Raw genomic sequence first — 13,412 nt, forward strand, 5'->3', positions numbered from 1 at the left:
ACCCCACCGGCCTCGGACGCGGCGAGGGGCTGCGTGGGAATGCCCGACTTCACGGCTTCCATGGGTGCGAGGTCGGCGGCGAGCCGCACGGTCACCTCGGCCGAGACGGGCTCCTCGGTCGCGCACGCGAACTCGACCTCTTCCTCCATGACGCCCGGGTCGACCCGGCGCGCGCGGCGGATCCGGGCCACGGGATCGCCCCAAGCCACCGCGAGGTTGCGGGGCAGGCCGACGACGACGAGCCGGCCGTCGTCGTCGTGCCATGACCCGGCCGGCTCCGGCTCTTGACCGCCGACCTCGAGCACCGCCTCGCTCAGGACCCGCACGTCCGAGTGCATCACGCCCTGGACGGTTGCACCCCCCGGGGCAGCCGCGCGGATCTGGCCATCGCGGTCGGACCAGGCCTGGGTCGGCGCCCGGAGGACGATTTCGAGGTCATGGAGGAAGGGCTGCAGCTTCTCGGGCATGGTAGGTCGCTTCCTGTGGGTGGTCGACTCATCGGTCCGTCTGCCAAACTCTGCAGACCTTATCGAATTTGATCAATCAAACGCCACGGGAAGAGCCGAGAAGGCTCCGAGATCTTTCGATCAGATGGTCACGCCGCCCTGGAGATCGGGCGGCGCAGCAGCTCGTGGAGGGAGCGGAACACGGCCCGTACGGCGGTCACTGCGCGGGGATCGATGCGGGCAACGCCGCTCTCGGCAACCCTCTCGAAGCTGCGCTGCGCGCTCCGCACGGCCTCGTCGGCGCCGACGGCGTCTCCGGGGCTGCGGAGCAGCTGGATGACGACGTTCTGGAGAGGGCGCAGCGCTGCCTCGAGCGTCGAGGCCGCTGCCGCGCTTCCGACTGCGCGCTCACGACGCCGCAGGCCGTTGATCGTCTCCCACGACTCCAGCGCTCCCAGCCTCGCGGCCTCCGTCAGCGCGCGGTTCTCGGGTGCGCCTTCGAGCACGAGGGAGGCTCGCACGCTGGCCCAACGGGCCAGAAGGGTGTCCTTCAGGAGAAGAGGAGCAGGGGCCGGGGCTGCGGTAACGGTCATGGGGTTTCCTTCCCGTGGCTTTCATGGCGACCACGACGTCTGATTGCGTGCGGGGGAACCCCCTCAGCATCCCGGAGCGCAACGAGCGGGCCCAAGGGCCAAAGGTCCCACCCCGAGCAATTGCTGGGAAGTGGGAGCGGACTGCCGTCTGGCCGGAGATCATAAAAAGATCGGGCGTGCACACCCGCCGCACGCCCGATCCGTCCCGAACCCCCTCTTCGGCCTCAGCTGACCATCCGAATGGTCCAGAAGTCGCTCGAGAGCCCCGTCGAGAGAAGGTACTGATAGGGCATCGTGAAGTAGCCTCCCTGCCCCCACCCCGTCCCCCATGAGTTACGGACGCGGAAGCGCTGGCTCGCGTTGTCGTAGCCGACGGCGACGACCGCGTGGCCGCCCAAGACCTGCTCGTTGGGCGCCGGCATGGGAGCCACACCCGACTGCGCGACGTCCTGGCTCTCGAACGACTCGTAGACCGTGAACCCGAACACGAACGGGTACCCGGCCGCGAGGCAGCCCTGCATCTGCTGGAGGCTCCGGGCCACGCGCTGGTAGGCGACCGCCCTGTGCTGCTTCGCGTCGGTGTAGCACTGCTGGCTCGGCTGGTCGGCGAACTTGGTGATGTCGTAAGGCCACTCGGTCTCGGGGCAGGCACCCTGCGCACCCACGGACTTGATGCCGTCGCGGATCTGGGCGCCGGAGTCACTCGAGACCGTGTTCTCCATGACGCGCTCGTTGTAGTAGATGAAGAGTCGCGAGGGGGTTGTGTACCCCGAGATGCCCTCCTTGTCTGCGTCGAACTCGAGCGCGCCGGCGATGGCGTTCGCCGTGCACGAGCCGAGCTGCCCCTGGTCGTAGACCGGTGGGCACTGGGCGCTGAGATCGGTCGACGCCGGGAGGGCGCCGAGGACCGCGGGCGGGGCCGCGAAGAGGTGGTCCCGCTGGTCGGGGACGTCGGGCACCCAGCCGTAGCCGTGGGTGCCGTGAGAAGCAGTGGGCGTGGTCATCGGTGAGACCTTTCGCACGGCGGCCGAGACCGCCCGAGCTGATGCGGACCGCGTGGGCGGGAAGTGCGCCTCCAGCCGGGTTCGTAGCTCGGCCTCACACAAGGAGGTGGGCCTTCTTCGGAGGACGGGTCCGGCGCCCGGCTGGCGCGTTCGGTCCTGACGCTGGGGGAATCAGGACCGACTCGGTTATTTGTCCCTCGATTTTATTAACCCCGCGATGGAGTTGTCAAGAGGCCTGACGGACTATGTGGAGGGCTACTCGATCCGCAGCGCTTCGGCGCCGACCTCGGCGCCGACCTCGGGGCCGGCCAGCATGGCGCCAGACTACGGCGTGAGGTGCGCTTCGCGGATGGCCTGGGCGAGTTCGGGCGCGGCCCCCGGCAACGGCGCCCGTCCCCAGAGCCCGAGGTACAGCTGGGCGGCCGTGCCCGCGACGGTGCCGAGCACGGCGCCGGGGCCCTCCCCCGGACGGCCGTGCACTGGAACGTCGAGCGTTGCGAGCTGCTCGCCGTCGTCCGCGCGCACCTCGACGTGGACGACGCCGGGCAGCCCGGCGGAGCGCCCGAGCCGCACCTGCCGGGGGTAGAAGCCCTCGACGATCTCGCGGATGCCGTCGAGTGCAACCTGCTCGGGGACGAACCACAGCTCCGCCGCGGGCTCCCCCGCTCCCGCGGCGAGGGACTGCGCGAGGTCGAACGTGTGCACGGTGGTCTCGTGCCCCTGCCGCCGCGCCCAGAACGCGGCCACTGGCTCTCCCCACAGCGTCCACGCCCGCGCGTCCGGCCCGCACGCCCGCAGTGTTGCGACGAGCTCGCCCGCTCGCGCCCGATACCACGTGGGCAGCGGCGCGTCACCCGGTTCGAAGCGTGCTTCGGCGGGCGCAGCGTCCGCGCCGATGGCGGCCGCGGCCCACGCGTGGATGAGCCCGAGATGGACCACGAGCCTGCGCGCCGTCCATCGCGGGCAGGCGGGCACAGGCGCTTCCCAGTCGGAGATGCGCTCGGACGCCGAGGCGAAGCGCCGGGTCAGCGCGTCAAGACGGTCCACGGCGGTCGCGTAGTCATGGGGGGAGAGGGGGAGCCCATCGTGAGTCACGCGGCCACGATAACGCGCCGGGGCGCCGGCGCATCACCAGTCGACGAGGAGGTCGTCGCGTGCCTGGAGGTACGCGAGCGTCGGGAGATAGTTGCCGTGGGTCGCGACGCGGGCCATGTACGAGTCGGGCTCCATCTCGAGCGCGATCCGGTCGAGGTTGTTGGGCACCGCCGAATACGAGTAGCCGGGGAAGCCGAGGTAGTCCGTGCGGCGCCACAGGTTGATCCACACGGGCTGCGGCCGCGGCGGCGCGACCGCGAACGCGCCGGTGGGAATGTCGAGCAGCCCCGTGAGCGGGACCCCGGCCACGGGGGGCGACCCCGCGCCGTCGCCCGCTGCCCGGGCGGCCACCGTGCGGGCGCCCGACGGCGCCGCGATGTCCCCGAGGTCCTTGCCGGCCCACGGATCGGGGGACCAGAACGACGGCGCCGCGACGCCGGGCGTGCCGAGGACCTCGGGACCGAAGAGCTCGGGGAAGAACCGGCCGAAGTACGGGCGCAGCTGCATGCCGAACGTCAGAAGCCGCACCCGGCGCAGCAGATCCGCATGGCCGAGCGCCGCGAGGTGGAACAGTGCGGCCACGCCGAGCACGGTGCCCAGACTGTGAGTCGCGAGGAGCACCCGGCGCTGAGGAGCAGGCGTTCCGCCGGGCGCGAGCCAGCGGATCATGCGATCCGCGAGCTCCGGCACCGCGCGTTCGGAGAAGCATGCTGGGCCGAACGGATGCGCGGCGCGCGGCAGCCACGCCATGAGGTCCCAGAGGAGCCCCAGGGGGCGACCGCGGCCAACCGTCGCAGCGTTCGTGACCGCCGCGGCGAGGACGGCGAGCGCCCCGAGCACGACGCTCGTGAGCACCGCCCACTGTGCGAAGGCGAAGAACCCCGCGACGCCCGAGCTGCCGCCGAACCAGGCGCCCAGGACTCCCCGGACCCACGTCCAGCGATCGGTCCCGCCCTGCGCCTGCCGCATCACCGTGAACGCGAGCGAGACCGTGACCGTCACTCCGATGACCCAGCTCAGCGCGTGCAGCAGCGGTTCGGCCCGCTGCATGAACGCGCTCGAGCGCCGGACGGCGTCGATGTCGCGGGCGAAGACCGCTTCGGACGGATCGACGGGCGGGCTCGCGATGACGGCCTTGCGCATCCCGAACCACGCGAGCACACACAGGAGCCCTGCGACGAACACGACGATGAGCGCGAGCACTCCCCCGAACGCCCAGAAGGCCGTCGGCACGGTGACATCGTGGGCGCCGGCGGGAATCGTGAGGTCGCGGAACAGCGGGTCTGCGTGGTCGGGCGAGGATTGCAGCCGCCCCGCGCGCAGGTACGAACCGATGCCGAGGGCCACGGCAGAGGCGAGGAAGGCGGCGACCGCGAGCGCGAGGTACATGAAGACGCCCGGTCCGGCGCCGTGCCACGCGTGCTCGCGCCGGTGGGGATCGCGCCGGCGCAGCACCAGGAAGGGCACCACGAAGCCGAGCCCCGAGAGGACGACGACGGCGAGGGCGGCAGCATTCGCACCCCACCCCAGCGGGTCGAGCCACCCGCCCACCGCGAGGACGAGGGCGGCGACCCCTACGGTGAGCACCGCCGTCGCGATCCACTCGTTGTAGCCCGAACGCACCACGCACCCGACGGTCGCGAGGATCGTGAGGCAGACAAGGATGATGGTCGGCGTGAGCTGGCCCGCGGTGAACGGCGCGGTCGCGTTCTCGTCGGGGAGCTGGACCTCCGTGAGGATGCACGCGGCGTAGGTCAGGATGGCCGCCGCGACGAGCAGGCCGGCCCACACATGGCGGCTCGACCAGAAGTCGGCGACGATCGGTGGGTGGACCGACCGCGACCACGCGGCGACCACCGCCGCGACGACGGCGAGCTGCACTCCGGCGACAGACACGAGCGCGGGGGCGCTCGCGCCGTCCCGCGACCAGGCGTCCGCCATGAGCAGGATGACGACGAGGTGGATGCTCGCGGCGAGGTGCAGCGTCCCGGTGGGCGAATTGATGCGGCGGCGGACCCAGAGGCTCGGGACTGCGAGCGCGAACGCGTCGCGCTCGGTGCGGTTCTCGAGGGCGCGGGCCGCGTCCCCGGCACGCGTGCGGAAGCGGACGTCGCTGACGAGGCCCAGCAGCGCGACGAGGACGACGGCGAGGATCGGCGCGAGGGAGAGGGCCGCGAGCCGCTGACCGCGGGTGAGGTCCCGGAGACCGTCGAACTGGGACGGGAGCGCGCTGCAGATCTTCCACGTGCCGGGGATCCCCGTGGGCTGGAAGCACTGGACGGCCACGAGGTCGAACGCGACCGTGGAGACCGCGGCCACGAGCAGGAGTGTGAGGAGCAGCCCGAACAGCCGCACCACTGCGCCTCCGCTCCCGGTGCGGATGCCGCCCTCACGGCTCGGATCGGGCCGGAACGCCCGGGCCCAGTAGGCTGCGTTCGCAAAGCCGAACGGTGCGATGAGGAACCAGCCGAGGTTGTAGAGGACGCGGCCCAGCTTTCCGAGGAAGCCGTTCCCCTTCGAGAAGCGGTCGAGGTTGCCCCAGCTGTACGCCTCCAGGCGGGTCTTCTGGCCTGGCAGGGAGGTCTTGGGGGTGTAGAAGCCGGCGAGACTGTCGCCGAGGGGAATCACGCCGTCGTGCGCGAGCTCGACGTTGTCCGTGGTGGTGCCCAGCATTTCCTGGGGCGGGGTGTTGCGGACGCCGTGGACTCTGAGCTCGAGGACTTCGAGCGTGGGGGCGGATCCATGGGGTGCTGTGGACATGGCGCTCTCCGAGGGCCTTCCCCAGCGCTTGCCATCGATAGTACGGCGGCGCCCCGGGCGTGTCCACGGGCCGAGTCAGGGCCGGAGGCCCCGCACCAGCTTCGCCTTTCCGAGCGGGGTTCGCGGCACTTCGTAGACGGGGAAGACCCGGACGGGCGTCCCGACGACGCCGTGGGCCGTGAGGCGCTGAGCGATGGCGTCCCGCAGCCCCTGCAGATCTGTTCCGAGCGGCGCGCCCGCGACGAGGACGTCGAGCCCTTCCTCGCGCTGGACCACCTGCCAGCCGGTCCCGGGGGCGTTCTCCAGGACGTCGTGGAACACGTTGGGGTGGACCATGACGGGGCCCTCGGCTCCCGGCAGGTGGAGGATGTCCTCGGCCCGGCCCTCGACTTCTTCCAGGAGCCTGAACGACCGGCCGCAGGGGCAACCGTGGCCGCCGAGGCGGACTCGGTCGGACATCTCGTAGCGGATGAGCGGGAGCGTGCGGGAGAACAGGACCGTGACGAGGATTCGCTCCCCCGTCACCCCGGGCGGCACGGGGCGATAGTCGGCGTCGACCGGCTCGACGATCACGAGGTCCTCGTAGACGTGCCGCCGCCCGCTCGTGCACGTCGAGGCGATGCCCGCCGTCTCGGTCGTGCCGTAGATGTCCACCGGCGCGCTCCCCCAGGCCGCCTCGATGGCCTTGGACGCCGACGCGTCCAGCACCTCGGCAGCCGAGAGGACGGCGCGGGGCTCGATGCTGAGGCGCCCGGCGAGCTGCTCGGCGGCGAGGGGCCGGAGCGCCGAGGGGTAGCCGATGAGGAGATCGGGGTGGAAGGCGCCCAGGCGCGCGGCGAGATCGGCGGGGCTGTCGGCGGCGTCGAGGCGCAGGGTCGGGAAGATCACCGAATTGAACGTCGCGCTGATGACGGCGGACTGGTGGGTCGGGCGCCGCGTCGTCACAATGGCGACGCGCACCGGCCTCCTGACCCTGTTCGGGAGCCCGGCCCAGCTTGGCGCACGGGCGTAGGAGGCAATGACGGACGCCCACTCGCGGTGATCCCAGATGAAGATCCCGCGCCGCCCCGTCGTCCCGGCGCTCGCCGCCGCCCACCATCGGCCGCGCCACGGCACGGACGGGTCGGCGTCGTCCTCCACGATCTGGTTGAGGTGCGCCTCGATGTCCGCGAGGCGCAGGCTCGGCGCGGTGACCGCCTCGTCGAAGTGGTCCATGAGCTCGTCTTTGGTCACGGGCGGCAGGGCGCCGAGCGGCGCCCGCTCGAGGCCCGCGTACCGCTCGCGGTAGAAGCGCGAGCGGGCGACGGCGTAGGCCCGGAGCCGCTGGAAGCCCTCGACCTGATGGAGGCCGATGCGGGCGGGACTCCAGCGCTCATGTGTCCTCCACGCAGCGCGGAGCGCGAGGAGGCGAGTGAATAGCTCGGCGTCCACGGCGCTCATGCGGGCCAACGCTAGATGGTCACGGCACTGCTTGGATAGGGCCGGTGGACTCTCTCTGCGGAACGATCACGCCACGTGCGGGAGAGCCTTCCGGCGTCGGCAGGAGTACCCTGCGGCCATGACTCTGGAGCGGTGGCGGAGGCTGTCCGAGTGGCCCATGATCGGGGCGGCCGTCGTGTTCCTCGTGGCGTACTCGGTGCAGGTCATCGCGAACCTGCCCGAGCGGGAGGGCATCTGGGCCGATGTCCTCGTCTTCGCGTCCTGGGGTGTCTTCATCGTGGACTACTTCGTCCAGCTCGCGCTCGCCCCGAACCGCGGCCGCTGGTTCGTCCGCAACCTGCACGAACTCGCCATCCTCGCGCTTCCCGCCCTCCGGCCGCTGCGGCTTCTACGCCTCGTCACATTCCTCCGGGTGGTCCAGTCCCGAGCCGGCGACGCCCTTCGGGGGCGGCTGCTGCTGTACGTCTTCGGGGCGGCCGGCATGATCGTCTACTGCGGCGCCCTCGCGGTCGAGGACGTCGAGCAGAACGACCCCAGCTCCAACATCCGGTCCTTCGGGGACGCCATCTGGTGGGCCCTCGAAACCATCACGACGGTCGGATACGGGGACCACTATCCCGTGACGTTCGTGGGCCGATGCGTCGCGGCCGTCCTCATGATCGCGGGCATCGCGGTGCTCGGCGTCGTGACCGCGTCGATCGCGGCCTGGCTCGTCGAGAACATCACGATGGAGACGGTCGCCGAAGTGGAGGCAGAGATGGAGGCTGAGGTCGAGGCGGTCGATGAGACGCTCGAGGCAAAGGTCGAGGCGCTCACGCGACAGGTGACGCGGTTGACGGCGGCGCTTGAGGAGCAGCGCGGGCTGGGGCGGCAGGGGCGGACCGAGTGACGGAACTCGCAGGTTCTCCCATCGGAGTGCACACTGAACGCATGGGTGTTGACCTCGACGAATTGAAGCGGCTGCGCCGAGCCCGCGACCGGATGGACCGCGAGTACGCGCAGCCGCTCGACGTCGCCTCCCTGGCCCGCACGGCGCTCATGTCGCCGGCGCACTTCAGCCGTCGTTTCCGCGAGGCCTATTCCGAAACGCCGTACGCGTACCTCATGACCCGCCGGATCGAGCGGGCGAAGGCCCTGCTGCGCTACGGGGAGCTGAGCGTCACCGACATCTGCTTCGCGGTCGGGTGTACGAGCTTGGGCTCGTTCTCCTCGCGCTTCACCGAACTCGTCGGCGAATCGCCGTCGTCCTACCGGTCGCGGAATCACGATGACTGGCGGATCCTGCCGAGCTGCCACCTCATGGTCGTGACCCGACCACGGAAGACCGGGGCGGCAAGCGCTGGACCGCTCTCCTCGGCATCGGGACAGCCGGAATCAAGCAGTTTCGAAGAAGCACTCGTGAGGGCGCCCGCCTAGCATCATTTCCATGACAATCTCCATCAGCACCGTTCACGTCCTCGTCGATGATCCGGACGCCGCCATCTCCTTCTACCGCGACACCTTGGGCCTGACCGTTCAGAACGAGGTGGCTCGCGAAGGCTTCCGCTGGGTCGTCCTCAGCACACCGAACCAGCCCGAGATCCAGATTGTCCTGTCCCAGCCCCAGGCAGGCCGTTCGAAGGAGGACGGGGAGGCGATCGCCGCGCTGCTCGCGAAGGGCGAGCTGGGCGGACTCAACTTCAGCGCCGACGACCTCGACGCGACGTTCGAGAAGGCCGCGGCCGCCCCCGGCGTCGAGGTTCTGCAGGAGCCGATGAGCCAGCCCTGGGGCGTGCGGGACGCCGCGCTCCGCGACCCCGCGGGCAACACGGTCCGCATCCAGCAGGCCTAGCCTGCCAAGACCCGCCAGCACCGCCTCCGGCAGCTTGCCGGAGGCGGTGCTGTGTGCGACGTCCGGCGCGGCGAGGGCGACCGCGCCAGCAGCGAGAATCCGAGCCATAGGAGGCCCAACGCCGGCCCTGCCACCGCGGCATGCGTGGAAAATACCAGGACCAAGACCGCTCCGTTCACCACCGAGGAAGGACATACGGAGATGGGGGTTGTCCGCCACCCGTCCCCCAGCCCCAGAATTGACCTATCTGGCAAAGAGCTTGACAAGCTCGCTGCAACGGGAGCACGGAGGGGACTATGGAGAAGCTCTTGGACGTCCTATTGCTGGGCCGAATCCGCTTCCACGAGCTGAGCATGCGAGGGCGCGTGGTGCTGAGTCAGCTCCCGCTCAACCTCACTCTGCTGCTCATCTGCATCCTCATCGCACTGATCGACGCGCCGGAGCTCTCCGACCCGGGATTCCTCACCGCCCAGGCCTCTGCCCTCGCACTGTTGGCCCTCGCCGCATCGCTGCCGTGGGATCGCATCCCGTACGGATGGTTCCTCGCGGTCCCGGTGCTCGACTTCATTCCGATCGGAATCCTGCGGTATTCGACGGAGTCCACGCTGGCCGGCCTGGGGATCCTCGCGGTGTTCCCCACCATGTGGCTCGCCGGCTCGGGATATCGCCCGCGGATCATGGTGACGCTCGGCGGAGTCGCCGCGCTCCTCATGGTCTGGGCTCCCCTCTTCCTCAGCGGAAAGGCGCAGCCCCACGACCTCGCCGCCAACCTCCTCATCCCGTTCATGCTCCTCGCGATCGGCGTGGGAACCTCGGTCATGACGCTCAGCGGCATGGGCCAGCAGGCCCGAGTCGAGGAACTGCTCGAGCGGACCGAGAACCGGGAACGGCTCTTGAACACGGTGCTCGACACCGTCGACGTGGGTGTGCTCGTGCTCGATGACCACGGCCAGAACACGTATCTGAACGCGAAGGAGCGTCAGCTGTACCTGATCTCGCTGCCGGAGGATGTCCAGACCACGCTCGAGTCCGAACTCCTCATCTACCACGAGGGCACCGACGAGCTGGTTCCGACCGAGCGGCGCCCGCTCGCGCGCGTCCTCTCGGGGGAAAGCCTTGAGCACGAGGTCTACCAGTTGGGCCACGGGCCCGAGGCTCGGACCGTCTCGGTCTCCGGGCGGCAGTTCAGCGACGCGTCCGGGAAGACGGCCGGCACCGTGCTGGCCTCGACCGACGTGACCGAGGTCGTCGCCGCCGTCCACGCGCGCGACAAGTTCCTCGCGGCGATGTCGCACGAGTTCCGCACCCCGCTGACCAACATCCTCGGCTATGCCGAACTGCTCCAAGACGACCCTTCGCTGAGTCCCGCCGGGAAGTCCGACCTCCAGATCATGATGCGCAACGCGCGGCACCTCAACCATATGGTCGACGACATCCTCGCGGCCTCCCTCACCGGGGCCGAGGCCGCCGGCATCCGACTGCCGCTCGACCTCTCGGAGCTGGTCCGGCAGGCCAGCGACTCGTTCAGTCCCGAGGCCGCGAACAGCGGCATCACGCTCGCCCTGTCGATCGAGACGGCACTTCCGATCCTCGGCGACCGCACCGGCCTGGTCCGCGTCCTGAACAATCTCATCTCGAACGCCCTCAAATACTCTCCGTCTGGCACCTCGGTCACGCTCACCGCGAGGGAGGAAGGTGCCTGGGCCGTCTGCGAGGTCGCCGACGAAGGGCTTGGAATTGCCCCCGAGGACATGAGCCGCCTCTTCACGCGTTTCCAGAGGAGCGACGCCGCGCTCCGCTCGGGCATCCCCGGGACGGGCCTCGGGCTCGCGCTCGCCAAGGAAGTCGCCGAGCAGCACGGCGGAGAGCTCGAGTGCACGAGCGAGGTGGGCGTGGGCAGCGTCTTCACCCTCCGACTCCCCCTCCGGACCGCGAAGCAGCATATGACTTTGTCGTGAGTCCTCGCCGAGGGGCGTCTGGAGAGGCAGGATTAAGGCCCGGACCCGGAACAGGGAGGCGCTCATGTCGGCGAAAGGCACCAACGGCTCGGCAAAAGGGACGGCCAGCTCGGAGGCGGCACCGGACCGCCCGGAACTCCTCCGCAACGTGGTACTCGTGGGCCATTCGGGCGCGGGCAAGACGATGCTCCTCGAGGCCGTGCTCGCCTCGACGGGGGCGATCTCGCGGATGGGGTCGATCGCGGACGGGACGACTGTGGGCGATTCCGATCCCTCGGCCGTGCACCAGCAGCGGTCCGTGACGCTCTCGGTGGCTCCCGTCGTCGTCGGCGACATCAAAGTGAACCTGCTCGACACGCCGGGCTACGCCGACTTCGTGGGCGAACTGCGGGCCGGGCTGCGTGCGGCGGACGGGGCGCTGTTCGTCGTCTCGGCGGTCGACGGCGTCGACGCGACGACGACGGCGCTTTGGGCCGAGTGCGAGCGTGTGGGCATGCCCCGCGCCGTCGTCATCAGCCGGCTGGACCACCCGCGGGCGGATTACGACGGCGTCCTGTCCGAATGCCGCGCGGCCTTCGGCGAGTCGGTGATCCCCCTCTATCTGCCGCTCCGAACGGACGGAGCAGCCACGAAGCTGCTGGGGCTGCTCTCAGGCACTGTCTCGGACTACTCAGGCGACGAGCTGCAGCCGCAGTCCCGGCCGGCCGAGCAGGACGAACTCGCCGACTGGGGCTCCGCCCGCGGCGAGCTCATCGAGGGGATCATCGCCGAGAGCGAAGACGAGACCCTCATGGACCGGTACCTCGGCGGCGAGGACATCGCCCTCGATACCCTCATCGGCGACCTTGAGACCGCGGTGGCCCGCGGGTCCTTCTTCCCAGTCATCCCCACCTCGGCCACGAACGGCCTCGGCACAGCGGAGCTCCTCGAGGTGCTGACGCGCGGCTTCCCGTCGCCGGTCGAGCACGCTGTCCCCGAGGTGACCGAGCTCAATGGGAACCCAGTCGAGGGGCTCGCGTGCGATCCCGCCGGCCCGCTCGTCGGCGAGGTCGTCCGGACTACGGTCGATCCCTTCTTGGGCCGTGTGTGCCTCGTCCGCCTCTTCTCGGGAACGCTCCGGGAGGATACCCCAGTGCATATTGCGGGCCACGGGCTCGAAGACCGTGGCCACCCCGACCACGACAGCGACGAGCGGCTCGGCCACCTGTACTCCCCGTTCGGCTCCACCCTCCGCCCGGTGCAGTTCGCCGTCGCGGGCGATCTCTGCGCCATCGCGCGGGTGTCAGCCGAGACCGGCGACACGGTGTCGTCGCGCGACCAGCCCCTCCTGGTCGCCGCTTGGGACATGCCCGAGCCGCTCATGCCTGTCGCGGTCGAGGCCGCCTCCCATGGCGACGAGGACGCGCTCGCTAAGAACCTCGCGCGGGTCGCGGCCGGGGATCCGACCCTGCGGGTCGAGCGGAATCCCGAGACGCACCAGCTCGTCCTGTGGTGCATGGGCGAGGCGCACGCGGAGGTTGTGCTGGATCGCCTGCGCGAGCAGGGCGTCAAGCTTCAGACGGTCGACGTCGTCACCCCCTTGCGCGAGACGTTCGCCGAGGGCGCCGCAGGGCACGGGCGTTACGTCAAGCAGTCGGGCGGCCACGGCCAGTATGCGATCTGCGACATCGAGGTGGAGCCCCTCGAGCGCGGCGGCGGGTTCGAATTCGTCGACCGGATCGTCGGCGGGGTGATCCCGGGCCCCTTCATCACATCGGTGGAGAAGGGAGTGCGCTCGCAGATGGAGAAGGGCGTGGCGAAGGGCTTCCCTGTCGTGGACATCCGCGTCACGCTCGTCGGCGGCAAGACGCACAGCGTGGATTCCTCCGACGCAGCGTTCCAGGCGGCAGGAGCCCTCGCGCTGCGCGAGGCGGCCGCCGCCGCGAAGATCCAGCTGCTCGAACCCGTCTCCTCGGTGACGATCAGCGTCCCGGACGACTACGTCGGCGCCGTCATGAGCGATCTTTCCTCCCGCCGCGGGCGCCTCACCGGTACGACGTCGGAAGCCGAGGCCAGGACCGAGATCAGCGCCGAGGTGCCCGACGTCGAACTCCTCCGGTACGCCGTCGAACTCCGCGCCCTCACCGCGGGAACCGGCCGCTTCCGCCGCGAATACCTGCGCCACGATCCGGTGGCCGGGAGCTAGGCGCGAGCGTGGCATGCGGTCCTGGGCTGGGCCTGGGCCTGGGCATGGGCCTGGGCTGGGCCTGGGAGATGATGTGCCGCGGAAATGTCCCGCCCTAACG

The 13,412-nt window shown here is 70.3% G+C and carries 11 protein-coding genes; 5 read left to right on the plus strand and 6 right to left on the minus strand.

The genetic code is table 11. The annotated features are described in order from the left end of the window. From V7053_RS14690 to V7053_RS14715, 6 genes are all read right to left on the minus strand, one after another. The coding region (locus tag V7053_RS14690) for a glycogen debranching N-terminal domain-containing protein (RefSeq protein WP_334173018.1) at window positions 1–467 on the minus strand (467 nt) is incomplete at its 3' end. Between the two features lie 128 nt (window positions 468–595). Next, window positions 596–1,039: a hypothetical protein gene (locus V7053_RS14695; protein WP_334173019.1), complete on the minus strand. Its 444-nt coding sequence runs from the start codon at window positions 1,037–1,039 to the stop codon at window positions 596–598. A 224-nt stretch (window positions 1,040–1,263) separates the two neighbouring features. Further along, the gene (locus V7053_RS14700) at window positions 1,264–2,043 is read right to left on the minus strand and encodes a C1 family peptidase (RefSeq protein WP_334173020.1); all 780 of its coding nucleotides are present in this window, start codon (window positions 2,041–2,043) and stop codon (window positions 1,264–1,266) included. A 324-nt stretch (window positions 2,044–2,367) separates the two neighbouring features. Continuing rightward, window positions 2,368–3,138: a maleylpyruvate isomerase N-terminal domain-containing protein gene (locus tag V7053_RS14705; protein WP_334173021.1), complete on the minus strand. Its 771-nt coding sequence runs from the start codon at window positions 3,136–3,138 to the stop codon at window positions 2,368–2,370. A gap of 33 nt (window positions 3,139–3,171) precedes the next feature. After that, entirely contained in the window at window positions 3,172–5,898 is a 2,727-nt protein-coding gene (locus V7053_RS14710) for a hypothetical protein (protein WP_334173022.1), read from the minus strand. A gap of 75 nt (window positions 5,899–5,973) precedes the next feature. Continuing rightward, on the minus strand, window positions 5,974–7,338 hold the full coding sequence (locus V7053_RS14715; protein WP_334173023.1) for a phenylacetate--CoA ligase family protein: 1,365 nt from the start codon (window positions 7,336–7,338) through the stop codon (window positions 5,974–5,976). 118 nt (window positions 7,339–7,456) lie between these two features. Here V7053_RS14715 and V7053_RS14720 point away from each other — a divergent pair, with 118 nt between their 5' ends. The 5 genes from V7053_RS14720 to V7053_RS14740 all read left to right on the plus strand — a co-directional run bounded on the left by V7053_RS14720 (window position 7,457) and on the right by V7053_RS14740 (window position 13,312). Next, a complete protein-coding gene (locus V7053_RS14720; protein WP_334173024.1) occupies window positions 7,457–8,227 on the plus strand; it encodes a potassium channel family protein in 771 nt (256 codons plus the stop codon). Between the two features lie 41 nt (window positions 8,228–8,268). Continuing rightward, window positions 8,269–8,754, plus strand: coding sequence for a helix-turn-helix transcriptional regulator (locus tag V7053_RS14725; RefSeq protein ID WP_334173025.1), 486 nt, complete (start codon window positions 8,269–8,271; stop codon window positions 8,752–8,754). Between the two features lie 10 nt (window positions 8,755–8,764). Beyond that, window positions 8,765–9,169 carry a VOC family protein gene (locus V7053_RS14730; RefSeq protein WP_334173026.1) on the plus strand — a complete coding sequence of 135 codons (405 nt, stop codon included), beginning with the start codon at window positions 8,765–8,767 and terminating at the stop codon, window positions 9,167–9,169. Window positions 9,170–9,465: 296 nt separating this feature from the next. Further along, entirely contained in the window at window positions 9,466–11,127 is a 1,662-nt protein-coding gene (locus V7053_RS14735; RefSeq protein ID WP_334173027.1) for a sensor histidine kinase, read from the plus strand. 64 nt (window positions 11,128–11,191) lie between these two features. After that, window positions 11,192–13,312, plus strand: coding sequence for an elongation factor G-like protein EF-G2 (locus V7053_RS14740; protein WP_334173028.1), 2,121 nt, complete (start codon window positions 11,192–11,194; stop codon window positions 13,310–13,312). Window positions 13,313–13,412 lie beyond the last annotated feature (100 nt).

This window comes from Sinomonas sp., from assembly GCF_036848755.1.
Lineage (GTDB): Bacteria > Actinomycetota > Actinomycetes > Actinomycetales > Micrococcaceae > Sinomonas.

Excerpts from the sequence above, each read along its gene's own strand:
- V7053_RS14735 (WP_334173027.1), top strand. The coding sequence starts at position 9,466 with ATGGAGAAGCTCTTGGACGTCCTATTGCTGGGCCGAATCCGCTTCCAC.
- V7053_RS14700 (WP_334173020.1), bottom strand. The coding sequence starts at position 2,043 with ATGACCACGCCCACTGCTTCTCACGGCACCCACGGCTACGGCTGGGTG.
- V7053_RS14740 (WP_334173028.1), top strand. The coding sequence starts at position 11,192 with ATGTCGGCGAAAGGCACCAACGGCTCGGCAAAAGGGACGGCCAGCTCG.
- V7053_RS14715 (WP_334173023.1), bottom strand. The coding sequence starts at position 7,338 with ATGAGCGCCGTGGACGCCGAGCTATTCACTCGCCTCCTCGCGCTCCGC.
- V7053_RS14710 (WP_334173022.1), bottom strand. The coding sequence starts at position 5,898 with ATGTCCACAGCACCCCATGGATCCGCCCCCACGCTCGAAGTCCTCGAG.
- V7053_RS14725 (WP_334173025.1), top strand. The coding sequence starts at position 8,269 with ATGGGTGTTGACCTCGACGAATTGAAGCGGCTGCGCCGAGCCCGCGAC.
- V7053_RS14720 (WP_334173024.1), top strand. The coding sequence starts at position 7,457 with ATGACTCTGGAGCGGTGGCGGAGGCTGTCCGAGTGGCCCATGATCGGG.
- V7053_RS14695 (WP_334173019.1), bottom strand. The coding sequence starts at position 1,039 with ATGACCGTTACCGCAGCCCCGGCCCCTGCTCCTCTTCTCCTGAAGGAC.
- V7053_RS14730 (WP_334173026.1), top strand. The coding sequence starts at position 8,765 with ATGACAATCTCCATCAGCACCGTTCACGTCCTCGTCGATGATCCGGAC.